General features: G+C 34.0%; 23 protein-coding genes. 7 read left to right on the forward strand and 16 right to left on the reverse strand.

From position 1 onward, the window contains the following. Window positions 1–76: 76 nt before the first annotated feature. Window positions 77–937: a CPBP family intramembrane glutamic endopeptidase gene (locus AAYQ19_RS11440; RefSeq protein WP_343536397.1), complete on the forward strand. Its 861-nt coding sequence runs from the start codon at window positions 77–79 to the stop codon at window positions 935–937. Window positions 938–1,021: 84 nt separating this feature from the next. On the opposite strand, the gene AAYQ19_RS11445 is transcribed toward AAYQ19_RS11440, so the two are convergent. From AAYQ19_RS11445 to AAYQ19_RS11510, 14 genes are all read right to left on the reverse strand, one after another. Then, entirely contained in the window at window positions 1,022–2,182 is a 1,161-nt protein-coding gene (locus tag AAYQ19_RS11445; protein ID WP_343536399.1) for a BamA/TamA family outer membrane protein, read from the reverse strand. 72 nt (window positions 2,183–2,254) lie between these two features. After that, the gene (locus tag AAYQ19_RS11450) at window positions 2,255–3,229 is read right to left on the reverse strand and encodes a SphA family protein (protein WP_343536401.1); all 975 of its coding nucleotides are present in this window, start codon (window positions 3,227–3,229) and stop codon (window positions 2,255–2,257) included. A 73-nt stretch (window positions 3,230–3,302) separates the two neighbouring features. Further along, a complete protein-coding gene (locus AAYQ19_RS11455; protein WP_343536402.1) occupies window positions 3,303–4,487 on the reverse strand; it encodes a helix-turn-helix domain-containing protein in 1,185 nt (394 codons plus the stop codon). Between the two features lie 144 nt (window positions 4,488–4,631). Further along, a complete protein-coding gene (locus tag AAYQ19_RS11460; RefSeq protein WP_343536403.1) occupies window positions 4,632–5,213 on the reverse strand; it encodes a DUF4136 domain-containing protein in 582 nt (193 codons plus the stop codon). Between the two features lie 241 nt (window positions 5,214–5,454). Next, window positions 5,455–6,855 carry a DUF2252 domain-containing protein gene (locus AAYQ19_RS11465; RefSeq protein ID WP_343536405.1) on the reverse strand — a complete coding sequence of 467 codons (1,401 nt, stop codon included), beginning with the start codon at window positions 6,853–6,855 and terminating at the stop codon, window positions 5,455–5,457. A gap of 18 nt (window positions 6,856–6,873) precedes the next feature. After that, window positions 6,874–8,343, reverse strand: coding sequence for a DUF1254 domain-containing protein (locus AAYQ19_RS11470; protein WP_343536406.1), 1,470 nt, complete (start codon window positions 8,341–8,343; stop codon window positions 6,874–6,876). Window positions 8,344–8,367: 24 nt separating this feature from the next. After that, entirely contained in the window at window positions 8,368–9,189 is an 822-nt protein-coding gene (locus AAYQ19_RS11475) for a hypothetical protein (RefSeq protein WP_343536408.1), read from the reverse strand. Window positions 9,190–9,279: 90 nt separating this feature from the next. Then, entirely contained in the window at window positions 9,280–10,293 is a 1,014-nt protein-coding gene (locus AAYQ19_RS11480) for an HAD family hydrolase (protein ID WP_343536410.1), read from the reverse strand. A 60-nt stretch (window positions 10,294–10,353) separates the two neighbouring features. Beyond that, complete coding sequence (locus AAYQ19_RS11485; protein ID WP_343536411.1) at window positions 10,354–12,027, reverse strand: arylsulfatase; 1,674 nt, start codon at window positions 12,025–12,027, stop codon at window positions 10,354–10,356. A 452-nt stretch (window positions 12,028–12,479) separates the two neighbouring features. After that, entirely contained in the window at window positions 12,480–13,913 is a 1,434-nt protein-coding gene (gene pyk, locus AAYQ19_RS11490; protein ID WP_343536412.1) for a pyruvate kinase, read from the reverse strand. A gap of 5 nt (window positions 13,914–13,918) precedes the next feature. Continuing rightward, complete coding sequence (locus tag AAYQ19_RS11495) at window positions 13,919–14,407, reverse strand: IPExxxVDY family protein (protein ID WP_155101651.1); 489 nt, start codon at window positions 14,405–14,407, stop codon at window positions 13,919–13,921. Between the two features lie 125 nt (window positions 14,408–14,532). Beyond that, a complete protein-coding gene (gene rnc, locus AAYQ19_RS11500; protein WP_343536416.1) occupies window positions 14,533–15,273 on the reverse strand; it encodes a ribonuclease III in 741 nt (246 codons plus the stop codon). Between the two features lie 9 nt (window positions 15,274–15,282). Beyond that, entirely contained in the window at window positions 15,283–16,536 is a 1,254-nt protein-coding gene (fabF, locus tag AAYQ19_RS11505; protein ID WP_343536417.1) for a beta-ketoacyl-ACP synthase II, read from the reverse strand. 236 nt (window positions 16,537–16,772) lie between these two features. Further along, window positions 16,773–17,009 (reverse strand): acyl carrier protein, encoded by a 237-nt coding sequence (locus AAYQ19_RS11510; protein WP_007137004.1) that lies wholly within the window; start codon window positions 17,007–17,009, stop codon window positions 16,773–16,775. Window positions 17,010–17,184: 175 nt separating this feature from the next. Here AAYQ19_RS11510 and purN point away from each other — a divergent pair, with 175 nt between their 5' ends. Together purN and rnhA are read left to right on the forward strand one after the other, a co-directional pair. Next, the gene (gene purN, locus AAYQ19_RS11515) at window positions 17,185–17,763 is read left to right on the forward strand and encodes a phosphoribosylglycinamide formyltransferase (RefSeq protein ID WP_343536418.1); all 579 of its coding nucleotides are present in this window, start codon (window positions 17,185–17,187) and stop codon (window positions 17,761–17,763) included. 131 nt (window positions 17,764–17,894) lie between these two features. Next, complete coding sequence (gene rnhA / locus AAYQ19_RS11520) at window positions 17,895–18,374, forward strand: ribonuclease HI (protein ID WP_343536419.1); 480 nt, start codon at window positions 17,895–17,897, stop codon at window positions 18,372–18,374. Between the two features lie 54 nt (window positions 18,375–18,428). Here the strand turns inward: rnhA and AAYQ19_RS11525 are convergent, their stop codons facing one another. Further along, window positions 18,429–18,788: a DUF6249 domain-containing protein gene (locus AAYQ19_RS11525; protein ID WP_343536420.1), complete on the reverse strand. Its 360-nt coding sequence runs from the start codon at window positions 18,786–18,788 to the stop codon at window positions 18,429–18,431. A gap of 293 nt (window positions 18,789–19,081) precedes the next feature. On the opposite strand from AAYQ19_RS11525, the gene AAYQ19_RS11530 reads away from it, so the two are divergent. Then, window positions 19,082–19,669 (forward strand): RNA polymerase sigma factor, encoded by a 588-nt coding sequence (locus tag AAYQ19_RS11530; protein WP_343536421.1) that lies wholly within the window; start codon window positions 19,082–19,084, stop codon window positions 19,667–19,669. Then, window positions 19,653–20,048 carry a hypothetical protein gene (locus AAYQ19_RS11535; RefSeq protein WP_343536423.1) on the forward strand — a complete coding sequence of 132 codons (396 nt, stop codon included), beginning with the start codon at window positions 19,653–19,655 and terminating at the stop codon, window positions 20,046–20,048. The genes AAYQ19_RS11530 and AAYQ19_RS11535 overlap by 17 nt, the downstream gene beginning before the upstream one ends. Window positions 20,049–20,050: 2 nt before the next feature. On the opposite strand, the gene AAYQ19_RS11540 is transcribed toward AAYQ19_RS11535, so the two are convergent. Beyond that, window positions 20,051–20,620 carry a hypothetical protein gene (locus tag AAYQ19_RS11540; RefSeq protein WP_343536424.1) on the reverse strand — a complete coding sequence of 190 codons (570 nt, stop codon included), beginning with the start codon at window positions 20,618–20,620 and terminating at the stop codon, window positions 20,051–20,053. A 235-nt stretch (window positions 20,621–20,855) separates the two neighbouring features. Here AAYQ19_RS11540 and AAYQ19_RS11545 point away from each other — a divergent pair, with 235 nt between their 5' ends. Together AAYQ19_RS11545 and AAYQ19_RS11550 are read left to right on the forward strand one after the other, a co-directional pair. Continuing rightward, a complete protein-coding gene (locus AAYQ19_RS11545) occupies window positions 20,856–21,779 on the forward strand; it encodes a PfkB family carbohydrate kinase (RefSeq protein WP_035646428.1) in 924 nt (307 codons plus the stop codon). An 80-nt stretch (window positions 21,780–21,859) separates the two neighbouring features. Beyond that, window positions 21,860–23,758 (forward strand): amidophosphoribosyltransferase, encoded by a 1,899-nt coding sequence (locus tag AAYQ19_RS11550; RefSeq protein WP_343536425.1) that lies wholly within the window; start codon window positions 21,860–21,862, stop codon window positions 23,756–23,758. The last annotated feature ends 52 nt before the right edge of the window (window positions 23,759–23,810 follow it).

Genomic DNA, 23,810 nt, shown 5'->3' on the forward strand with positions numbered 1-23,810 from the left:
GAGGCAAATTTCATTCTATTTTTTGTTTTTATGTCGGTTTACATTTGCTTCAAATTAATACTAAAAGCAAATTCAAATGGAAACTCTTACCGTAAAACAAAAAATATCAAACTCTTCAATACTCAAAGCTATTTTGGCTTTAGTAGTTTTTATGGCTGTTGTAATAATAGGTCAGCAAATTGCGTCAAAATTACTAGCAATAACTCCTCTTGATAAAAATTTCAGAAATCTGCTTAAAGGACTTTTGGTTTCTTCATCTTGCATTTTGAGTTATATTGTTTTCTTTAAAAAAATTGAAAATCGAAGCATTACAGAATTTGCTTCAAAAGGAATACTAAAAAATATTGCATTTGGTGCCTTACTTGGTTTTATATTACAATCATTAACCATTTTAGTAATTTACCTCAGCGGAGCTTATAGTATTGTTGCAGTTAACCCAATTTCATCTATTCTAATTCCGTTTGCCATTATGTTTACCGTGGCCATTATCGAGGAGATATTAGTACGTGGCATTATATTCAGAATTATCGAAGAAAAGCTGGGAAGCTATATTGCACTTACTATTTCATCGTTGTTGTTTGGAATTTTGCATCTTGGGAATGCACATAGTACGATTCTTTCCAGCTTATGCATAACTACAGCAGGATTTTTATTTGGTGCTATTTTTATTTACAATCGTAATTTATGGCTACCAATCGCTTTACATTTTGCATGGAATTTTACTCAATCCGGAATTTTTGGTGCTATTACCTCTGGTAACGAAAAAACAAACAGTTTATTAGAAGCTAAAATACAAGGCCCAACATTTATTACAGGAGGTGAATTTGGTCCTGAAGGCAGTATTCAAGCCATTCTAATTTGTTTGATTGCAACCATTATTCTTTTTGTTTTAAATGCGAGACAAAATAAAATCGTAAAACCTTATTGGAAAAAATAATAAATACAACTTTGTCAAAGTTTGAAACTTTGACAAAGTTCTCATCAAGACTGAAAACTGAGATCGAAAACTGAGACTATAAAATCATCTCAACCAATTGCTTCCAAAAACAATATAATAAGCCCATTCTTCAGGCCCTTTGGCAACATCAATTCCCATGCGGAGCTTGAATTTTCTAGCAATTAAGTATCTAAAACCTGTACCATAACTATATACAACTGGTTTTGCAAAAGCTTGATCCCAATCGTCAAAAGCACTTGCGAGACCTCCATAACCCATCAAGCTCCATCGCCTGTAAAGGTCCCATCGAAATTCTAACTCGCTAACAATACTGGTGTTTCCCATATATCGTGCTGCCGGAATTCCGCGCATATTGATTCCTGGCTTTAAATAAAAAGGCGGACTCCCCAACGCCTGCTCCCCTTCAATCCTGAGCCCACCTATTAAAGTTTTCGCCAACGGATAATATCCAATTGCCGATAAATTTATTCGCCAAGCTTGGTAATCGCTTCCAAGCATTTTATCTGACCAGAAAAAATCAGACTGAACCCTTACTCCTTTGTCGGGCGTGAAAATATTATCGCGTCCGTCAAATTGTAGCGCTGCTCCCAACTGGCTTATGGTACTTTTAACATCTTTTGGATCTACAAATGGTGGCGGAAGATCAAGATCAGGCAGGTTTATTTCGGAATTTAAAAACAGATATTGCGGTCCTGCGCTCCATTTTGCATTTTTAAACTGTTTGAGCCATTGTGTATAAAATATCGTCGATTTAAAATTGAGCTTAAATTCCTGATCGTCTAGATTTGGTCTATTATTAGCGTAAAATGATAAGTTCATGTCGCCATAAGCTGCAAATACACGATATAATATCTTAGGTTTTACAAGTGTTGCCGAACGAAAAGCACCTGCCATCCAGCTTTTATTTGCCGTGTACATTCCTAATCCTCCTGTTATATCTGGATTTACAAGACGTTTAGTTCCATCTTCTTCAATAACAGGTGCACGTTTTTTAAGGAAAATTGGTGCAACAGCCCCTCCAAATCCGCCTAGGGCAGGTTCTGTGACAATGGTGGGCACTACTAAGAAACCGTTGGCGTAAATCAGAAAATCGCTTAAATCGAAAGCGCCATCTAGAGAATCTTTAAAAACTACTTGGTGTTTCTGCGCACTTAAAATATTAAATGATAGTAAAAAGCAAAGTGAAAACAGAATTATTTTTCGTGGTGTTTTTTTGTTTTTCATATAAAGATTTTTTCTGTTTTACTTAAAATCAAGTTTTATCTAAGAATCAGAAATACGGCTATGTTTTCAGGATTATTTCTTCTTCTCAAAGCTAAATACATGCGCAAGAGTTATAAAAAAAGTATTTCCTTGAAATCTGTTTATGGCATCTACCTCCGCAATCCAACGAAATCCAACCTCGGTTTTACAACCAAGATGCAAATAGTTGACTTCGGCTCCAATACCTCCAACACTATCTTTTTCACCCTCAACAACTCCAATAACTGGAACAGGAATTTTATCATGGCTTACTTTATATTGCAGATAGTAAATCAAACCCGCATTAAAAATTCCGATAGGTGCAGTTTTTTCAGCATTCATTTGATAAAATGTTCTTCCTAAACCTCCTTCAAAACTTAAAATATCTCCGGTTTTAATATCTGTATCTTTCTTTTTTCCATTAATTTCATAAGAAGCCAAAGTGGAGAAATGGAACGTTTTTTTATCATTAAAGTACAACGTTGTTCCTGCTGAAAACTCGTTCATGAACATTCCTAAACCACTATTGTCTGGTGCACCAGCAGTGAATTTTCCTGTTGGAAGATATAATTGATAGCTAAAAACAAAATCGGCTCTTTTATTATGCCAGCCTAATTGTACGGGAACAATATACATATCAGTAAATGCCAGTGAATTATTAACATTGGCATTGTTTCCTTGAATTGTATTTGATGCAAAAGCAAGCAAAATCGCGGCGCCATAATTGGCTCCTAAAATTTTAAAGTCACTTACATATGATCCTCCTGCACCAACCAAATACATGGTTAAATCAGGATTGGTAAGCGCTTTATCACCATTTGCATCACGCAACGTTGAGGCAGTATAAATGTAATTTGGCACATAAACGCTTAGTGTATTTTCTGGCGCTTGAGTTCCAGACTGTAATCCCATAGCGCCAAGAATATGACCTCCTTTAAGCTGTGCATTTACTGAAAAACACATCATTATGAGAGAAAATACGATAACTGATTGCTTGATTTGTCTATATTGATTTGATTCGATTTTCATTGTTTTAATAATTTAAATTAATGAGGCTTGACAATCATGTCTATAAACTAATTTTATCAGTTTGAATGTGGTTTCAGATAATTTGAACGCGTTTTTCAGGATTCATTCTGATCACTTTAAAATATTCTGAAGGCGATTTTCCTGTATGTTTGATAAAAGCTCTAAAGCAAGTTGTTCTAGATTTAAAACCAGAACCCCAAGCCATTCCTTCAAGAGAAAGATCTTTCCACTCTGGGTCGTTAATTTTTTCTTTGAAATATTCGATTCTTTTCAAGTTCACATAATCTTGAAAATGAAGTCCAAATTCAGAATTAATTAAATTGGAAAGATGATGCACCGATATTCCTGTTTCATCGGCAATATCTCTGATGACCAAATCTTTTTTGAGAAAAAGTTCTTTTGAAGCAAAAATTTCTTCCAATTGTTGCACATATTGTTGTTTCTTTTCGGCTGTCAGATCTTTTACAATTGGCAACACATTTTTTGTTTCATTTTCTTGTATTAGCAAGAGTTTGTCTTCAACAATTTGAAAATTATCGTTCATCTCACTTGTGCTTGAGTCATAAAAAATATGAGGTTTAAAATAAAGCCAACCCACTGTAAAAATCAGCACAAATGAAATCAAAACATAACAAGACAAATCAATAGTGTAAACACTGCTAACTAAAAAATAATGCACAAAAAGCGCTGAAAACATAAACAATATCAACAAATTATAAACGCGTATCCAGTTTATAATTTTTATTCTGTTAAAATGATTTTTTTGAAATTTTTCTAAATCGTAATTCAAAACCATCATGGTTTGGCAAAATGCATAACCAAGCCAAATGGACAAACTCAACATTGAAAATGGACTTTTAATTTTATCCGAAATACTTTGTGCTAACGGAAAATGAGCAAAATTCCCAATCCAAACACAAAAAGTCAAACCAAAATAAACAAGGAAAGGCATAAAATGCAGCCAATCGTATTTTTGAAAAACACGGTCTGTAAACAATAAATTTCGAATATACAGAAAAGCACAAGGCGCCACCAAAAACATAAAAGATTTCGCGATCATGAAGAAATCAGGAAAAAAATTAAGCACATTTGCCGACAAATAAAAATTATATACACTGACAACAGCTAGGCTAAACAAAAACAGTCCTAAAAAGAAACTCTTAGAGTAGTTTTTTTTAGAAAACAGCACCATAAATGATGTTGCAAAACCTACCATTGTAGCCATAAAAAAGAAAAGAGAGAGTACTATATCCAGCATATATTATTTGTTTAAATTAATAATTGCCCTTTCTCTTAAAAAATAAATTTTAAAAGAAAGTAATGTACCATAACAGATAAAGCTATACTTATCTGGTTGTTTCCAGATAAGTATTGTGGCTCTTTATAGCGATAAATTTATAAGTTATTTTTTAGCGAGACCTGGGGGAAAGCCTTCTAAGATTTTCTTAATTGCACCTGCAATAAATTCTTCTGGATTGTCTGGTTTGCTGTCAATTTGAGCATTTCCAATTCCTTGCCAAACTAATTTTTGCGTTTTAGTAGAAACAATATCAATTACAAGCGAGCCATCAACATAATCGTACGTATTAAATGTTGTGGTACCACCGCCCATCATAGCGCCACCGCCCCAATATCCGTATGGGCGATACATACCTCCGTAACCATAAAAATTAGTATCGGCAGTAACTTGAGTTTTGTTTTTTAGTATGGAAACCGCATTTACTTTTAAATCCGGATTATTTGTAGATTCTACAAATCCTTTGGCAGTCATTTCAGCACGAATAGCCTTTGCAACACGATCTACATTTAATTGATTTACTTGACCTTCTTGAGCTCTCAGATCATATACTGTAAAGGTTTTGTATTCACTGAAATTTGCAGCATGATCATAATCGGTGGTGACTTTTACAGTAGGTGAACAGCTGTAAAATAATCCCAATAAAACTAACGGAATTATACGAAGATTTGTTCTTTTAATATTCATTGTTCTGATATTTAAATTAATAATTAAATTAGTTTAACTCGAATGTATTAAAATGATGTAAAATCTTTGGGGCGAGAAAGCAATGTAAAATAATTGTTAAATTAATACAAACAACTATTAAACAAGACCTTAGCATACTCTAAAGATATATTATTTTCTTTAATTAACATTCATTATTGCAAAAAATCTTACTTTTTTATTTTCCTTTACCTTCGACTGCCTTTTCTTCTGCTATAGAAAATTATATTTCTTCTGAAATAGGTAATTTTCCATGTTTAATGGCTTCCAACATCGCATTATAATCTGACTCATTTTGGTCTGCATATAAAACTGAAAACTCAGAAATTGCATCGGCAAAATCATCTGTATCGCCAATATAGCCCGATAAAATCGACGGATCTCCTGAACGTGCATGTGCTCGTGCGAGTGCCCATCCACATGCTTTTGCATATTCGTCCATATTTTTAGGCTTCATAACTTCTAAAATCGGCTTTATTTTTGCGTCGCGAAGCTGGCGGATATAAAAGAACTTATTGTTCTCGTCATTTGTCCATCCTAGAAACATATCAGAAGCAGATTGCATCAGTTTTTGTCCAATAACTATACGTTCTCCTTGATGACTGTATTTTCCTTTTACTTTTACAAAAGGCTCTAAAACACTTTTTCTTGCTTCTTTAAATTGCAAAAAAATTGGCTCTCCAGTAGCCGACATCAGCAAACTGATCCCACAAAGCGTTCCGACACTTCCCACACCTACCACCTTTATTGCTACATCATGCAAAGCGTATCTGCTTAGCAAAACTTGTTTTTCTTCTGAAAGTGATTCGATATATCGATTGTGAATAGCTTTCCCTTCTTTAAAAATCAATTTTTCTAATTCTCCTGTTGGATGAAAAACCAAAGGCGGATCATCTTTAATACGAGCTCTATTTCCGTCCAGATAAGTCATTTTTGCAAACTCTTTTTCGTGTGCCGTATATTCAGATGCTTTTTTAATTCGTTTTTGATGAAACTCTTTCAGCTCTTTGTCATGTCCCATTTCAACTAATTCTGCAAAATCAAGATCGGCGTACCAAATTTGCAATGCAGATAATTTGCTGTACTCGAGCATATGTCGTTTATAACTATCGGCAACATGCCAAGCAAATTCTTTGCTATTTTTATTCGAAAATTTTCTCCATCTTCCAGCAATGACAAAACTTGTTGCCAGTCTTTTGATATCCCATTCCCATGGCCCAGGAAAAGTCTCATCAAAATCATTAATATCAAAGACCAATTTGCGTTCAGGCGTTGCAAATCCACCAAAATTCATCAAATGGCAATCGCCGCAAAGCTGCAGATTAATTCCTGAAATCGGGGTATGCGCTAAATCAGCCGCCATAATTGCTGCTGCGCCTCGATAAAATGAAAAAGGAGATTCCATCATACGACGATATCGAATTGGAAGCAGACTTTCGACTCTCCCTACACTGGTTTGAATCAGAATATCGACAGGATTTTTTCTATTACTAAAAGACTTCCATTCTTGATGCGATGCAAGAGGCGTTTTTTTTCTGATCATTGTACCTCTTGTATATCGTTCAGCTTTCGAAGCTTTCGGATCGAAATGACTTTCATCTGTATGTTTAGATTCCCCGCTCATAACCCTTATTCTTAAAGTTTATCCTTTTACCAAAGGTGGTGGTGTGTAACCTTTAAGCATGCTTTCTTCTGGCCAGTACGATCTTAAAAGCAATCCAAATTTATCTTTTGGAACAGGAAGCCAATTATTGGCTTTATCGCCTGAAGGTTTTTCATTTTGAAAATACAGCGTAAGCGATCCATCTTGATTGTATTTCAAATTTTTATTTTTTGTTCCAAGGGAATATATTTTAGCATCATTTATAAAAAAGAAATGATTATGATCATAGACCGTAAGCGACCAAAAACCTTTTACTTTTGGAATTAAATCTTTTGGAAAAGTAATAGTGTAATTTGATTTACCGTTCAATTCAGCACCTTTGCCATCTAAATCTTGATTATAATAAATCGTTTCCTGTGGTTGATTCACAAATATATTTGCTCTTGCTGCACTTGTTCTGCTTAAATAATCCGTTCCAAAAGCGGCTCCATTTTTGGTTGTGTTCCAATAATTTCCAACAGGAACTCCAACATTTTTAAATTGACGAAAAGGTTCAATCAATTCTTTTTCGGCATCAATTGCTGCTTTGGTCAAAACAGGCATTAAAGTGCTGTCTTTTTTTACAGCATCTAAAACTGAATTAAACGATGCGTACATACTTTCTTCTCCTTTAAAGGCAGGAACTTCTTGTAAAATACTTGGCAATTCTGCAAAGAACTTTTCAGGAATAACAAACGCAACTTCTTTTCCTCCTTCACTTTTATTTGGATCAGGGAAAGAAGGTATTTTTGCCCATTCTTTTGTTTTTACTTTTCCATCATATTCGTTTAACGGATACGCCATCAACTGATTAATAACGGGCTGAATCGCTTTTCTATCTTCTGGAGTATTGTTTAAAAAAGCTCTCGGAATTACAAATGCAAGATTAGTATCACTATGAAAAACTTCTGTAATTCCGTCAGGAACTTTTCCGTTCCAGCCTGGCCCTACAATTAAATAAAATCCTTTTTTGCTGCCATACATTGCACCAAGTTTTGCAATTCCGTCTGTTCTTTGGTTTCCTAATTGAACCACCCAAAAGCGGTCTCCAAAATCAGGAACTTGAACCACGACAGGGCTTTCATTAAGCTGCATAATTCCAAATCCGTAAACTACATCTTGATTTGGACAAGCAACATAACGTTCCGCAGGAGTAATGTAATCAGAAGTCATACACAAATGATTTACTGGCGCAACGGGAACAGCTCCTCCATTTAAACCTGGTTCAGGAACTTTACGCATTACCAATACTCGATTATGCATATTGACCAATGGCCAGCCCCAGAAATACATCTGTTTCCCCATCTGATAGACATATTCTTTAGTCATTATAACATTCGGAACTGGTCCGGAAACAACAGATTTTGTTGTATCTTTTACCGATTCATTAGCCGAAACGACATCATCTTTTTTATTTGAATTACATGAAATGAATGTAATAATCAACAATACTAGAATTACTTTTTTCATATTTTATTTTTATTTGAGAGGAAATTATTCTGGAAACACAAAAGCAATTACAGCTCTCAATCCCCAATCTGGTCTTATAGATTGATGTCCCACAACAGGAATCAATGGCTGTACAGAAAATTGAACCACTTGTTTTCCAAATTTTGTAATTCCGCCCATAGTAGGATTCAAAGAAATCAAAGTCGTATTGCCTTCCCAATTTTGAGTAATCTCGGCATTTACACCCCAAGATGCTCCACTTTTGTAACTATGCGAAAGAAATATTTGAGTATAAAACTGATTAACATCTGAACGATCACTATTTCCAGCCACTGACCAAATTTGATTGGCTATAAAACCAACCGAAAGACCTTTTCCTTGATGCATCAGCAAGACACTTGGCCCTATTCCAAATTTTTCTGTTCCTAAATAGGTTTCTGTTGCAATTGGCACTAAAAAAGCGGGACCAATTCCGTAAATTAATTTTTCGCTTTTAGGAGCAAAAAAAGCGGTTACCGTAGCATCGCTTAAACCAAACTCGTGCGTATTAAGTCCTGTAATATTTCTTTGATCAACAATGGGAACAATCCATCGGCTAATTAAATTTAGATTATCACTCAATTTAAAAGGAATAACAGGCTGTACGTTGATGGTATATTTTACACCATTATATGGCCCAATTCCATAATTTAAATTATTCTGAAGTGGCACGCTAATTAGGTTTGCAACTGGATTTGCCAACTTATCTGCAAGTTCTTGTGGGCTAGCTCCTGGCTTTGCCGTTTCTTCTTGGGCAAAAAGCGTAAAATTTATAAGAAGAAAGGGGATAAGCAACCAACATTTTATATAAAATTTTAAATATTTCATTACATTTTTGTTTGCTGTTAATCGACTTTATTTTTATAATTTGTAGCAAAAATACTACAATGTTTTAATTTGTCTTATATTTTTTTGCTACTAATTTGGAAAAATTTTTTTCCAATCATCTTTCATGCTGATAACGTGCCACTTATTTTTTGCGGCAGCATTCAATGACGCATTATCTTTTTCTTGATAACTATATTCCCTTATAGAATCGTTATGATTGACTAGCAATTGAAATGATGGATATTTATTTCCTTGCGAATACGTCAGCATGGCAATATCTCCAGCTCCGCCTTCGTTTCCGCATGCAAAAACAGGGCGTTGCCCAATATGCAATTGAATCCCGACAGGTTTTCCCTCTTTGTCATTAAAATGATCTAGAGCTGCTTCACGTTGTACTACATTTTTGGCTCCATCATATTTATATTTGAAAGAAGTCCCAACTACTTGATCTTTTGGAATTCCATAAAAGTCTTGAGATATGCTTCGCACAACTTCTATAGTGCCGCCTGTAACGATATACGTTTTAAATCCGTTTGCACGAAGATAATCCAGCAACTCTAATTGAGGCTGATAACGAATTTGTTTTACTGGAACATTCTTTCCAGGATATTTCGCATCTTTAAAAAAATCTGCCACCGAAGCTTCAAATTCGTCTTCAGTCATTCCAGTGTGAGTAGCTGCAACTAATTCTATAAGTGCTTTGTCTCCGCCTTTTTCAAAGAAAGTTTTGTCTTTTTCTACTACAGCTTTAAAAGGTTGTTTTTTAGCCAGTTCAGGATTTGCTTCGACCATTTTTTGAACTTTATAAAAAGCAAAAAGCTCTTGTACATAAGGTTTTTCGGCCCATAAAGTTCCGTCATTGTCAAATGTTGCAATTCGATCTTGTTGCGGAATAAAATCTGGACTTCCTTCTTTGGTCACCTTTTCTACGTAGGCAATTATATCGCTCTTTAAAGCGCCGTCATTCCAGCTCGGCAAAGGATCGCCGCCTGCAGTAGTTTCTGTTGTTTTATTATCTGTTGTTGGAGAAGTTAACGTATCAGATTTTTTACAGGAAAGGAAAAACAAAACTACTAGAGACAAAAAGTATATATTTTTTCTCATGGTTTCTGCATTTTAAAAAAGAGATCCAGACTCTTCAATCTGAATCTCTTTATTTATGATTTATTTTTTCTTTTTTGAAGCTGCCGCCTCTTCTTCTTTTACTTTAGGCAAGATATTCTTTTCAACATACTGCTCCGTTTTAATACTTTGCAGTGTTTGTTTAAGAATTGTAGTCGGATTAAAACTTGGTGGGAATGAACGAGGAGGATATTCTCTAAATGTTTCTGCAAAGACAAATACATCATTCATTGCACCATAAATTGCACCCACGTGGTTTACTAACCAATCCCAATAGGTATTTGAAGTAAAATCAGCTCTCTCATATGGATCCTGGAAAAGATTGAAAACTTTTTGCATACGAAGTTCTGTAAAAGGCTCTGCCCAAACTCCCATCGTTCCTGCTAAACGCTGTTCTGCAAAAACATATTTATAATCTCCTTCACGAAGACCTACTAATAATCCATCATCATCAGAATAGAAAAATTTATCTCTATGGCTTTTTCCTCCTTTTAGCAAATCCGTTTGATCAAAACCATCTAAATGCACTTTGTAGCTTTTGCCGTTTGCATTGTAACCTTTCAAAAGTTTATTAACTATATCTGGTTCTCCTGCAATAGAAGCAAAAGTTGGAATCCAGTCATTGTGGCTCATTAATTCCGTTGTAATAGTACCTGGTTTGATATGACCTGGCCATCTCACGATACAAGGCACGCGGAAAGCTCCTTCCCAGTTTGTATTTTTTTCTGAACGGAATGATGTCATAGCGGCATCAGGCCAAGTATTCATATGAGGACCATTATCTGTAGAATAAACTACGATAGTATTGTCTGCAATTCCTAAATCATCAAGAGCTTTTAAAATACTTCCGATTGTTTCATCGTGCTCAATCATACCATCAATATATTCGCTGTCTCCATGAGTATATCTTCCTCTATGTTCTTTTCTAACGTGTGTACGAAGGTGCATACGAGTTGCATTGAACCAGCAGAAAAATGGTTTTCCAGCTGCATTTTGTCTTTTAATAAAATCGATTGCTGCTGCTGAAGTTTCATCATCTACAGTTTCCATTCTTTTTTTAGTAAGCGCTCCTGTATCTTCAATTTTTTGTTTCCCTACTCTTCCAAAACGAGGATCAGTTGTTGGGTCATCAACATTTGTTGCTGTACATTTTAAAACCCCTCTTGGTCCGAATTTTTTCAAATATTCTGGATCTTTTGGATAATCTGGCAATTCTGGTTCCTCTTCAGCATTTAAGTGATAAAGGTTTCCATAAAATTCATCAAAACCATTTACTGTTGGCAAACTTTCATTACGATCTCCAACGTGGTTTTTACCAAATTGCCCTGTTGCATAACCAAGGCTTTTCATGATTCCTCCAATTGAAGGGTCTAATTGACTCATTCCCATTGGTGCTCCAGGAAAACCTACCTTAGTAAGTCCAGTACGAATACCGTGCTGACCTGTTAAAAAGGCAGCGCGCCCTGCGGTACAGCTTTGTTCTCCATAATAGTGCAAGAAACGCATTCCTTCATTAGCCAAGCGATCAATGTTAGGAGTAGTATATCCCATAAGTCCATCACTATAAGCACTAATATTAGTGATTCCAATATCATCGCCCCAAAGAACTAAAATATTTGGTTTTTTACTCTGCGCTGAAAGTGATAAAGTCGAACATAGTAATGCAAATAGTATCATCGCATTATTAATCTTGTAGTAAAACTTAAAATGTTTCATGGTAATAAAATTCGTTAATAATTAGTTTTATTAAAATGGTATGCTTAAAAAGTCGATGACTTTGGTAACTGATTTACTTAAACAAAAAATTATAAAAATCTTATTTCACATTCTACTAGAATTGCACAGGAATCTCAAACAAGAATTTTCTTAATTTTTTCTTAAGCAACTCAAAATTAACTAATAAAAAACGGCTCATTTGCGTTTTTACCGCGTGAGCTTGTTTCATTTTATAAAATGAAACGTTAAAAAATGAACATTTTAACCCTTTGTTTTAGCATTTAAGAAAAAGCATTAAACAAAGACTATCGATTATGATTTATTCTTGGACTATTTTTTAATTGAGGAAATTTCTCTTTTACTATATATAAATATTGAAAAAGGGGTAAAAAATAAAAGCATAAAAAAAGCCACTCTTTCGAATGGCTTTTAGTAATTATATTTTAAAAGAATTATTCTATTTCAGAAACTCTCATGGTGTTAACCATTCCTTTGTCTTTAATAGGCATTGCAGCAAGATTGATTAAATAATCACCTTTTGTTGCATATCCTTTATCAACTGCAATTTTGTTTACATCAGTTACAGTATCATCTGTACTTTCTTCATTATCATAAAAGAAAGATTTAACTCCCCATAACAAATTCAATTGTGTTAAGATTCTTCTGTTTGAAGTAAATACTAAAATATGAGCAGAAGATGGTCTCCAAGCTGAAATTTGGAAAGCTGTATAACCACTGTTTGTTAAAGTACAAATTGCTTTTGCACTAATTTCATTTGCTAATAAAGCTGCTTGGTGACAAACTGTTTTAGTAACAAAACGTTTTGTTTTGATTTGTGGTGTATTTTGAGGCACTTGAATAAGCGGAGAGTTTTCTACAGCTTCGCAAATTTGCGCCATTTTTTGAATTACTTGCACTGGGTAGTTCCCTGTTGCAGTTTCTCCAGACAACATTACAGCATCAGCACCGTCCATTACAGAGTTTGCAACGTCGTTTACTTCAGCTCTTGTTGGAGTCAAACTTGTAATCATTGTCTCCATCATTTGTGTAGCAACGATAACCGGAATTCTAGCCGTTTTTGCTCTTCTGATCAAATCTTTTTGCACCAATGGCACTTCGTGAGCAGGAAGCTCAACACCAAGATCTCCACGCGCAACCATTAAACCGTCGCAATATGCTACAATTTTATCCATGTTCTCAAGAGCTTCTGGCATTTCAATTTTAGCAACGATTGGAATTTTGTATTCAGAATGCTTAGCGATTAATTCTTGTAAATCCTGTAAATCACGAGGTGTTTTCACAAATGAAAGTGCAATCCAGTCTACTTTTTGCTCAATCGCGAAAATCGCATCAGCAATATCTTTTTCAGTTAAAGCTGGTAAAGAAATTTTAGTGTTTGGAAGATTAACTCCTTTTTTAGATTTTAATTCTCCACCTTGAATAACTCTAGCAACAACCTCTGTTTTTTTATCTGTAGAAACAATTTCAAAAATAAGTTTACCGTCATCAAGCAAAATACGCTCTCCTGGATTAACATCATTTGGGAAATTTTGATATTTCATGAACACTCTTTTTGATGTTCCAATGATATCCTCAGCTGTAGTAAAAGTGATTTCATCTCCGTCGTGAACTACTGTTCCTTCTTCCATTACACCAACTCTAAGTTTTGGTCCTTGCAAATCTCCAAGGATTGCTGTTGTATAACCAAACTCTTCGTTTAATCCTCTAATGATATCGATTTTTTCTTTTACTCCTTCGTAATCTGCATGCGAAAAATTGATTCTAAACACATTAACCCCTGCCTCGATCATATCCTTGATAATCTCTCTTGTACTACATGCGGGACCAAGTGTAGCAACAATTTTGGTTTTCTTGTTTGTTAACATTTTTTTTAAAAAATTAGATTGTTTTTTGATTTTATTTTATTTGTATCGACAGCATAAATAGCCGCAACACTCTCTATGGTATTTAATTGTTGTTGAATTTCTGAAAAATTTAGAGTTTCCTCGCTATTCTCTATTTTCAGGAAAAAATCTACTTTTTTGAATTCAGGAAGTAAATGAATTGTTGTTGAAACCTCACTTGTTTCATTAGAAAACAAATTCTGGAAATCATCTGTACTCACTGAAATGATTTCATTTTTATTCTGAATTAAATTCCATGAAACTGCTTTTTCGGAATCATAATAATAAAACCTAGAAAAATTTGCCTCTCCTTCTTTAGTCTGAGCATGAATCTCGTTTTTGCTCTTACTTAAGTTTATCGGAAGGATCTTATTGATGAAATAGGCCAATCTATAATCTTCTAATGAAGTATGAATTGCCATTAAATAATAATCAATTTCGTCAAATTCGTCTAAATCCAATCTATGAATAGCCATGTCATGAAAAATCAAGTTGTAAATATACTATTTCTAACGGAGCATCAATAGTTATGACGTGGTTGTTTTTGTTAATTTATAAACGAAAACGTTATAGCTTTAAGATAGTTACAGCAAATTTGTAGCTATTTCTTGTCTATTTTCTCCTGAAATGCAAAATAAGCTCTTTGCGATGCTTTCTCTTCTGCCTTCTTTTTTGAAGTTGCTCGCGCTCTTGCGATTACTTTATTGTCTATACTTAGTTTTACACCAAATAAGCGTTGACCATCAATACCGTTATCCTCAAAAATGTCATAATGAAAGACTCTCTTTTCTTTCTGACACCATTCGATAACCAAACTTTTATAACTAATTACTTTTCCTTCAAGTCGAGCAATATCAACATAAGGCGTAATTACTCTTTTTTGAATAAAACGCTCGCAGAAAGAATATCCTTTGTCCAAATAAATCGCACCAACTAATGATTCGAAAATATTGCCATGAATGTTTTCTCCAAAATGCTGAATTGGCACTTTGCTTTCTACAAAGCGAACCAAATTCAAATCTTTTCCGAGCTCATTCAAATGTTCGCGACTCACGATTTTAGAACGCATTTTTGTCAAATATCCTTCGTCTCCGTTTGGCGCTTTATTAAATAAATGTGCAGCAATTACAGCACTTAACATGGCATCACCCAAAAATTCCAATCGCTCGTAATTTATTGGCTGACCGTGTTCATCCAACTTGTTTGATGATCGATGTGTAAATGCTTTTCTATAAAATTCAATATTGACAGGCGAAAAACCAAGAATTTTCTGAATAGTGTCAAAAAAAATCCCGTCTTCAAGAGAACGGGATTTCGAAAATATTTTTTTGATAATATTCATATACGAAAATTAGTCAACGAATTTTTTAAACAATACACAAGCATTGTGTCCACCAAAACCAAAAGTATTGCTCATTGCAACATTTACCTCTCTTTTTTGAGGTTTGTTTAAGGTTAGATTCAAAGATGGATCAATTTTTTCGTCCACAACACTATGATTAATCGTTGGAGGAACAATTCCGTGTTGCATAGCCAAGATTGAAGCAATTGCCTCAATAGCTCCAGCAGCACCAAGCAAGTGTCCTGTCATTGATTTTGTTGAATTGATATTGATATTTTTAGCATGATCACCAAAAACTGCACTAATTGCTTTTAACTCAGCAACATCTCCAAGAGGCGTCGAAGTTCCGTGAGTGTTGATGTGATCCACTTGATCAGGCGTCATTCCAGCATCTCTTAAAGTATTTTCCATTACGGCAATAACTCCAATTCCTTCTGGATGCGGCGCTGTTAAGTGGTAAGCATCAGATGACATTCCGCCACCACCAATTTCGCAATAGATTTTTGCACCTCTTGCTTTTGCATGCTCATAATCTTCAAGAACCAAAGCTCCTGCTCCTTCACCTAAAACAAAACCATCTCTGGTTGCATCAAAAGGTCTTGAAGCTGTTTCTGGACTTTCATTTCTTGTAGACAAAGCGTGCATTGAACTAAAACCTCCCATACCTGCAATGGTAACAGCTGCTTCAGATCCTCCAGATACGATAACATCACACATTCCTAAACGAATGTAGTTGAAAGCATCAATTAATGCATTTGCAGATGATGCACATGCAGAAACTGTAGTATAATTTGGTCCCATATAGCCATTACGCATAGAAATATGTGCAGGAGCAATATCAGCAATCATTTTTGGAATAAAAAACGGATTGAATTTTGGAGTTCCATCGCCTTTCGCATAGTACATTACTTCTTCTTGAAAAGTTTCTAAACCGCCAATACCAGCTCCCCAGATAACACCAACTCTTTGTTTGTTTACGTTATCATTTGTGATTCCAGCATCTTTAATAGCTTCATCACTGGCAGCAATTGCATATTGAGCAAATTTATCTAGTCTACGAGATTCCTTGCGATCCATGTAATCTTCAATATTGAAGTTTTTCACTTCGCAGGCAAATTTCGTTTTATGCTTCTCTGTATCATAATATGTGATAGGAGCGGCTCCGCTTACTCCATTCACAAGTGCATTCCAATATTCCTGGATATTATTCCCAATAGGAGTAAGTGCACCTAATCCTGTTACAACAACTCGCCTTAATGCCATAAATATGTATTTTGTACTTTAAACAAATAAAACCCACGCTTTCTTAACATAATGTTACTTAAGAGCCATGGGCATTACAATATAAATATATCTTATTGATTGAAAATCAATCGAATTTTAATTTTAAAAAAAATAATAACACCCGACTCTTAAAAATTTCAAAAATCAAAAATCAAATTCCAACTGGAATTTGGAATTTCAAAAATTGGGATTTTTAGAAATCGGGTGTGGTATTATTATTTTTTTGCTTCCTCGATATAAGAAATAGCTTGACCTACAGTAGCAATGTTTTCTGCTTGATCGTCTGGAATTTGAATATCAAATTCTTTTTCGAATTCCATAATAAGCTCAACAGTGTCTAATGAGTCAGCTCCTAAATCATTAGTGAAGCTTGCTTCTGTTACAACTTCGTTTTCGTCAACACCTAATTTGTCTACGATAATCGCTTTTACTCTTGATGCAATGTCTGACATAATCTTTAATTTTAGAATTTAATTTGTTGGCAAAAATAAAAAACTTTATTTTAAAACAACTATTTAGTTTATAAATGTGACACTAATTTATAAAATTAATTTCAAGAAAGCCGTTTTAAAGCTATTTATTTTCGATTTTTATTCCGTTTTTTGCATTCTCAAAACACACAACTTTATGAAAAAAATTATCGTTTTCGCCTCAGGATCAGGAACTAACGCAGAGAACATTATAAAATATTTTTCGAACACCGAAATTGCAAAGGTCGTTTCGGTCTTTACAAATAATGCTTCAGCAAAAGTGATTGAAAGAGCAAAAAATCATCAAATTCCTGTCGAAATCTTCTCAAAAAACGAACTTTTAGAAAGAAATGTATTACAAAAAGTACAAGAAATCGACCCAGATTTGATAATCTTAGCTGGTTTCTTATTGAAATTTCCAGAAAACATAATTGAGAAATATCCAAATAAGATAATCAACATACACCCAGCACTTTTACCTAATTATGGAGGCAAAGGAATGTACGGAATGCACATACACAGAGCAATCGTTAATAATAAGGAAAAAGAAACCGGAATTTCTATTCATTATGTAAATGAAAACTATGATGAAGGCGCTATTATCTTTCAAGCAAATGTTGCCTTAACCGATGAAGATACTCCAGAAACTGTTGCAGAAAAGATTCACGAATTGGAACAAAAACATTTTCCTGAAATAATCCAGAAAATCTTAGAAGATTCAAATTATAAAATTTAAACCATATAAGCCATATAAGATAATTATAAGGCCAGAGTTTTAAAACTTATTATCTAAATAATAGCCTAAGAAATATAAGTCAATATATTTAAATGAACTTATATAACTTATATGGTAAAGAAAATTAAAAAATGTCTCACGAAGTACATATATATACAGACGGCGCTGCCAAAGGAAATCCGGGAAATGGCGGTTACGGAGTCGTAATGGAATTAGTTGGTACGCCACATAAAAAAGAATTCTACGAAGGTTTCCGTTTAACTACTAATAATAGAATGGAACTTTTGGCTGTAATTGTCGGTTTAGAAAAACTGAAAAAGCCAAACATGAAAGTGTTGGTTGTTTCTGATTCTAAATATGTTGTCGATTCTGTTGAAAAAAAATGGGTTCTGGGTTGGGAGAAAAAAGGTTTTGCCGGAAGAAAAAATGCTGATTTGTGGAAACGTTTTTTGATTACATACCGAAAACATCAAGTTGATTTTAAATGGATCAAAGGCCACAATAATCATCCGCAAAACGAGCGTTGCGATCAATTGGCCGTAATGGCATCAATGCAACCGAAACTTTCTATTGATTCGTATTACGAAAACACCGATTCTAAATTGCTATAAAAAAAATAACGTATCAGAACTAATCTGATACGTTATTCCATTTTTTTCTCTGTCTTATTTTTCTTCTTGTACTTTGTCTAAGTCTTTGGCTGCGCCAAATCCTACCAACAATCCAATTCCAGACATTGTAATGATAGTTGCTGGATAAACAACATCAGAATTCATTGCTGTATATGTTGTAATGAATAAAGCTATAAACATTCCAAGTCCAATTCCGATTAAAAGAAAAGCGGTATTTATAACAAATATTTTCCAAGCTGGAACGCCTTTGCCCTCTCCTTTTAAAAAGATACTGGCATCAACACCTTTTTCTATAAGAGCTAAACGTTCTCTGTTTCTTGTTGAATAAATTAGATAAACGATCCCGAAGATCATTGCAAAAAGGCTAAGAGGTACTAATACTTGTGGTCCCATGATTTTATGTTTTTATAATTGATTGATACTCCATAGGACGACACCTTTTAAATTGAGGTTACAAGTTTTTTTAAAAAAATTCAAAATTTAAATTCCAAATTCCAAAAACTGCTGATAATCAATTAATTTTATTACTCAGAAACTTTGACAAAGCTCTCCTATATATTATTCCGCCAATTGGAATTTGGAATTTATTTTTTGGAATTTCCATCTCAATTGGAATTTGAAATTTAAATTTTGATTTTTTTTCATTTTGTTGTAACCTAAACAAAAGACCTATCGTCTTATATAATATGAGTACGTTAAATGATCAGCATTATATCGACAGAATCCTGCAGGGCGAAACCAATTTGTTTGCCGTGCTGGTCGACCGTTATAAGGATATGATCTTTACATTGTCGCTCAAAATGGTCAAAAACAGAGAAGAAGCCGAAGAAGCCGCGCAGGACACTTTTATAAAAACATTTAATTCGTTGAGCAAGTTTAAAGGCGATTCAAAATTCTCAACTTGGATTTATAAAATATCCTATAATACGTGTTTAGATCGTTTAAAGAAAAACAAAAAAGAAGATAATAATATTTCCATTGATGAATTTTCGTCACATTTAATTAAAACAATGGACAATGCGTTGAGCGCTTTAGTTGACACAGAACGAAAGCAGGCGATTCAAAAATGCTTAAATTTGTTACCAAGTGACGATAATTTTTTGCTTACGCTCTTTTATTTTGAAGATCAGAGTTTAGAAGAAATTGGCAAAATCATGAATATAAATGCTAATAATGTCAAAGTAAAATTATTTAGAAGCCGACAAAAATTAGCCACCATTTTAAAAACGCAGTTAGAACCCGAAATAGTTGAGTATTATGAAAGAGAGCGATAAAAACTTAGAAAACCTTATTGATAAAATGATGGCCGAAAACGCTTTGCAATCGCCATCTGCCGACTTTACTTCAAACTTGATGTCGCAAATTCTTGTTGCCGAAAAAGCAAAAATCAAGCCTTACAGACCTTTAATTTCAACAACAACTTGGATTTTTATTGGCGCTGCTGTCATTCTTTTGATTGTTTACAATTTTCTTTTTGCGGGGGCAGAAAATAATTTTGAAATCGACAAATCATATACTGATAAAATCTCTGCAATCTTTTCAGGAATTCATATTTCAAAAAACATATTATATGCCTTTTTGATTGTTCCTATTATGATGCTAATTCAGATTGGGGTTTTGAAAAATTATTTTGATAAGAAGTATCAGCTGTAGATTTATTTAAAGTAGTCTTCTCTTTTATAAATGTAATCTTTTCCAAGATAACAATCTTGGCTTATATCATATTGGTTTACATATAGATAATAGGCTATCGTAAAATATTCATCATTTTTTAAGTCAGATTTATTAAACTCCAATTCTCCTTTTCTAATTGGGCCTTTAGAATATTTCTTTAAAAAATTTTCAAATCCTAAATCATAATATTCCTTTTTTAACTTGGGATTTAATTTAAAACTATAAAAGGAATTAAAATTCTTTAGATTTTTATTCTTCAGAAAGAAATCTTCATTTAGAACTGCATTTAAAAACTCTTCGAATGATTCAAATTTATTTGAGTAATATTTTTTATAGGAAAAGAATAAATCATGATTATTACAGCGAAGAATTCTTTCATCCTTTGTTACTAAATACAACTCCAACCTAAGATATTGAGAAGGCAACAACCCTCCTTCTGAATCTTCCTGCATATAAGATAATTTCTCAATCATTTCCTTAGAAAAATTAGGTTCTTTTCTTTCACAAGAAAACAAAACGCAAAACAGTAATAAAAGAATGATTTTCTTCATAGTTGAGATTTCATATTTAAACAAATCTAATGAAAAACATTTTTAGAACTATAAGTTGCATTTCAAATCCAGAAAACCTATTTTAAGCTCTTCCAAAATTCATTTTTAAAAAGCTCATTTACAGGAATTTTACTCCGAAATCGATGTCTTTTTTTTAAGAAAATTTTGAGAACCTAAACCGTTGCAATATTGTAACTTATAGAGTATCTTTGCACCCTAATTCGAAATTCATAAAATGAATAAACTATTGATTGTTGGAACAGTTGCTTTCGACGCGATTGAAACTCCTTTCGGAAAAACAGATAAAATATTAGGTGGTGCTGCAACCTACATCGGATTATCAGCGTCATTTTTTAACTTGCAATCAGCCATTGTTTCTGTAGTTGGCGACGATTTTCCTCAAGAACATTTAGATTTATTGACTTCAAAAAATATCGATATTTCTGGTATCGAAATTGTAAAAGGCGGAAAAACCTTTTTCTGGAGCGGTTTATACCACAACGACCTAAATTCTAGAGACACTCTTGTTACTGAATTGAATGTTTTGGCAGATTTTCAGCCAAAAGTTCCTCAAAACTACAAAGATGCTGATGTGGTAATGTTAGGAAACTTACACCCATTAGTACAAAGCAGTGTTTTAGACCAAATGGAGAAAAAACCAAAATTAGTTGTTTTAGATACAATGAACTTTTGGATGGACTGCGCTCTTCCAGAATTACTAGACGTTATCAAACGTGTAGATGTTATTACAATCAATGACGAAGAAGCAAGACAACTTTCTGGTGAATATTCATTAGTAAAAGCGGCTGCGAAAATCCAAGATATGGGACCAAAATATGTGGTGATCAAAAAAGGAGAACACGGAGCACTTTTATTCCACAATAGAGAAGTATTCTTTGCACCAGCTTTACCATTAGAAGAAGTTTTTGATCCAACAGGAGCAGGAGACACTTTTGCAGGTGGTTTTTCTGGATTTATTGCGCAAAGCGAAAACATTTCGTTTGGCAACATGAAAAATGCAATTATTTATGGTTCAAATTTAGCTTCATTCTGTGTGGAGAAATTTGGAACTGAAAGGATGGAAACATTAAGCAAGGCCGAGGTGGCGATTCGATTACAGCAATTTAAGTCGTTAACTCAGTTTGACATAGAAATATAATGCGCAAAAGCCTCGATAACACGGGGCTTTTTTTATTACGTTAATACACACAACTTACAACAACACAAATACAAAAAACAATGAGCGACGCTTTAAAACACGAATGTGGGATAGCTTTAGTTAGACTACTTAAACCGCTTGAATATTATAAAGAAAAATACGGAACGGCATTCTACGGAATTCAGAAAATGTATTTAATGATGGAAAAACAGCACAACCGTGGTCAAGACGGAGCTGGTTTTGCAAGCATAAAATTAGATGTTGATCCAGGACAACGTTACATTAGTAGAGTTCGTTCTAATCACGCACAGCCAATTCAGGATGTTTTCAAACAGATTAATGAAAGAATTAGCGAAGAATTAAAAGCACATCCAGAACTTGGAGGCGACATTAAAGAATTAAAAGAAAAAATTCCATATATCGGGGAGTTGTTCTTAGGTCACGTTCGTTACGGGACTTTTGGAAAAAACAGCATCGAAAGCGTTCACCCATTTTTGCGTCAAAGCAACTGGATGCACCGTAACTTGATTTTGGCTGGAAACTTTAACATGACAAATGTTAAAGAACTTTTCGAAAATCTAGTTGAATTGGGTCAGCATCCAAAAGAAATGGCTGATACGGTTACAGTAATGGAAAAAATTGGTCACTTCTTAGATAAAGAAGTAATGCAATTGTACCAAGATTGTAAAGCTGAAGGCTATTCAAAAAGAGATGCTTCTCCAGTAATTGCTGAGCGTTTGGATATTGCTAAAATATTAGCTCGTTCAGCTAAAAATTTAGACGGAGGTTATGCTATGGCTGGTTTATTAGGTCATGGTGATGCATTTGTTTTCAGAGATCCGGCAGGAATTCGTCCAGCTTACTTCTACCAAGATGACGAAGTAGTAGTTGTAGCTTCTGAAAGACCAGTTATTCAAACTGTTTTCAATGTTCCTTTCGAAAGCGTTCAGGAAATTGATCCAGGAAATGCTTTGATTATCAAGAAGAATGGAAATGTTTCTATGAAACAAATCTTAGAGCCAACTGTTAAGAAAGCTTGTTCATTCGAAAGAATTTATTTCTCAAGAGGAAGTGATGCTGAAATCTATCAAGAGCGCAAAGATTTAGGTAAATTAATTTTACCTGCAGTTCTTAAAGCTATTGACAGCGATACAGACAACACCGTTTTCTCTTATATTCCTAATACTGCTGAAACTTCATTTTATGGTTTAGTTGAAGCTGCACAGGATTTCTTAAATCAGAGAAAAAACAATTATATTCTAGAAAATAGAAATACACTAACTGCAGAAACGCTTCAGGAACTTTTAGCTGTAAAAATACGTACAGAAAAAGTGGCAATCAAAGATGCTAAACTTAGAACTTTTATTACTGAAGACAGCAGTCGTGATGATTTGGTTGCTCACGTTTACGATGTTACTTATGGTGTAATCAAACCAGAAGACAACTTAGTCATTATTGACGACAGTATTGTTCGTGGTACTACATTAAAAATGAGCATCATCAAAATGATGGATCGCTTGAAACCAAAACGTATTGTTATCGTTTCATCTGCACCGCAAATTCGTTATCCTGATTGTTACGGAATTGATATGGCAAAATTAGAAGGTTTAGTTGCGTTTAGAGCAGCACTTGCTTTATTAAAAGAAAGAAACCTTTACCATATTGTAGATGAAGTTTATGCAAAATGTAAAGCACAAGAAAATTTCGCCGATAAAGATGTTGTAAATTATGTAACTGAAATTTACAGCCAATTTACTCAAGAAGAAATTTCAGAAAAAATAGCCGAAATGTTAAGCTCTCCAGAAATTAATGCCGAAGTAAAGATTATTTTCCAAACTGTAGATGATCTTCACGTTGCATGTCCTAAAAATTTAGGAGATTGGTACTTTACAGGAGATTATCCAACTCCTGGAGGTAACCGAGTTGTGAATCGTGCATTCATGAATTTTTACGAAGGAAAAGACGCTAGAGCATACTAAAAACTATTAATGAAAAGTTAATTTGTGCATTTCATCGATTTTTTTTGCCGTT

Source organism: Flavobacterium mesophilum (assembly GCF_039581405.1).
Lineage (GTDB): Bacteria > Bacteroidota > Bacteroidia > Flavobacteriales > Flavobacteriaceae > Flavobacterium.

Excerpts from the sequence above, each read along its gene's own strand:
- AAYQ19_RS11440 (WP_343536397.1), top strand. The coding sequence starts at position 77 with ATGGAAACTCTTACCGTAAAACAAAAAATATCAAACTCTTCAATACTC.
- AAYQ19_RS11445 (WP_343536399.1), bottom strand. The coding sequence starts at position 2,182 with ATGAAAAACAAAAAAACACCACGAAAAATAATTCTGTTTTCACTTTGC.
- AAYQ19_RS11450 (WP_343536401.1), bottom strand. The coding sequence starts at position 3,229 with ATGAAAATCGAATCAAATCAATATAGACAAATCAAGCAATCAGTTATC.
- AAYQ19_RS11455 (WP_343536402.1), bottom strand. The coding sequence starts at position 4,487 with ATGCTGGATATAGTACTCTCTCTTTTCTTTTTTATGGCTACAATGGTA.
- AAYQ19_RS11460 (WP_343536403.1), bottom strand. The coding sequence starts at position 5,213 with ATGAATATTAAAAGAACAAATCTTCGTATAATTCCGTTAGTTTTATTG.
- AAYQ19_RS11465 (WP_343536405.1), bottom strand. The coding sequence starts at position 6,855 with ATGAGCGGGGAATCTAAACATACAGATGAAAGTCATTTCGATCCGAAA.
- AAYQ19_RS11470 (WP_343536406.1), bottom strand. The coding sequence starts at position 8,343 with ATGAAAAAAGTAATTCTAGTATTGTTGATTATTACATTCATTTCATGT.
- AAYQ19_RS11475 (WP_343536408.1), bottom strand. The coding sequence starts at position 9,189 with ATGAAATATTTAAAATTTTATATAAAATGTTGGTTGCTTATCCCCTTT.
- AAYQ19_RS11480 (WP_343536410.1), bottom strand. The coding sequence starts at position 10,293 with ATGAGAAAAAATATATACTTTTTGTCTCTAGTAGTTTTGTTTTTCCTT.
- AAYQ19_RS11485 (WP_343536411.1), bottom strand. The coding sequence starts at position 12,027 with ATGAAACATTTTAAGTTTTACTACAAGATTAATAATGCGATGATACTA.
- pyk (WP_343536412.1), bottom strand. The coding sequence starts at position 13,913 with ATGTTAACAAACAAGAAAACCAAAATTGTTGCTACACTTGGTCCCGCA.
- AAYQ19_RS11495 (WP_155101651.1), bottom strand. The coding sequence starts at position 14,407 with ATGGCTATTCATAGATTGGATTTAGACGAATTTGACGAAATTGATTAT.
- rnc (WP_343536416.1), bottom strand. The coding sequence starts at position 15,273 with ATGAATATTATCAAAAAAATATTTTCGAAATCCCGTTCTCTTGAAGAC.
- fabF (WP_343536417.1), bottom strand. The coding sequence starts at position 16,536 with ATGGCATTAAGGCGAGTTGTTGTAACAGGATTAGGTGCACTTACTCCT.
- AAYQ19_RS11510 (WP_007137004.1), bottom strand. The coding sequence starts at position 17,009 with ATGTCAGACATTGCATCAAGAGTAAAAGCGATTATCGTAGACAAATTA.
- purN (WP_343536418.1), top strand. The coding sequence starts at position 17,185 with ATGAAAAAAATTATCGTTTTCGCCTCAGGATCAGGAACTAACGCAGAG.
- rnhA (WP_343536419.1), top strand. The coding sequence starts at position 17,895 with ATGTCTCACGAAGTACATATATATACAGACGGCGCTGCCAAAGGAAAT.
- AAYQ19_RS11525 (WP_343536420.1), bottom strand. The coding sequence starts at position 18,788 with ATGGGACCACAAGTATTAGTACCTCTTAGCCTTTTTGCAATGATCTTC.
- AAYQ19_RS11530 (WP_343536421.1), top strand. The coding sequence starts at position 19,082 with ATGAGTACGTTAAATGATCAGCATTATATCGACAGAATCCTGCAGGGC.
- AAYQ19_RS11535 (WP_343536423.1), top strand. The coding sequence starts at position 19,653 with ATGAAAGAGAGCGATAAAAACTTAGAAAACCTTATTGATAAAATGATG.
- AAYQ19_RS11540 (WP_343536424.1), bottom strand. The coding sequence starts at position 20,620 with ATGAAGAAAATCATTCTTTTATTACTGTTTTGCGTTTTGTTTTCTTGT.
- AAYQ19_RS11545 (WP_035646428.1), top strand. The coding sequence starts at position 20,856 with ATGAATAAACTATTGATTGTTGGAACAGTTGCTTTCGACGCGATTGAA.
- AAYQ19_RS11550 (WP_343536425.1), top strand. The coding sequence starts at position 21,860 with ATGAGCGACGCTTTAAAACACGAATGTGGGATAGCTTTAGTTAGACTA.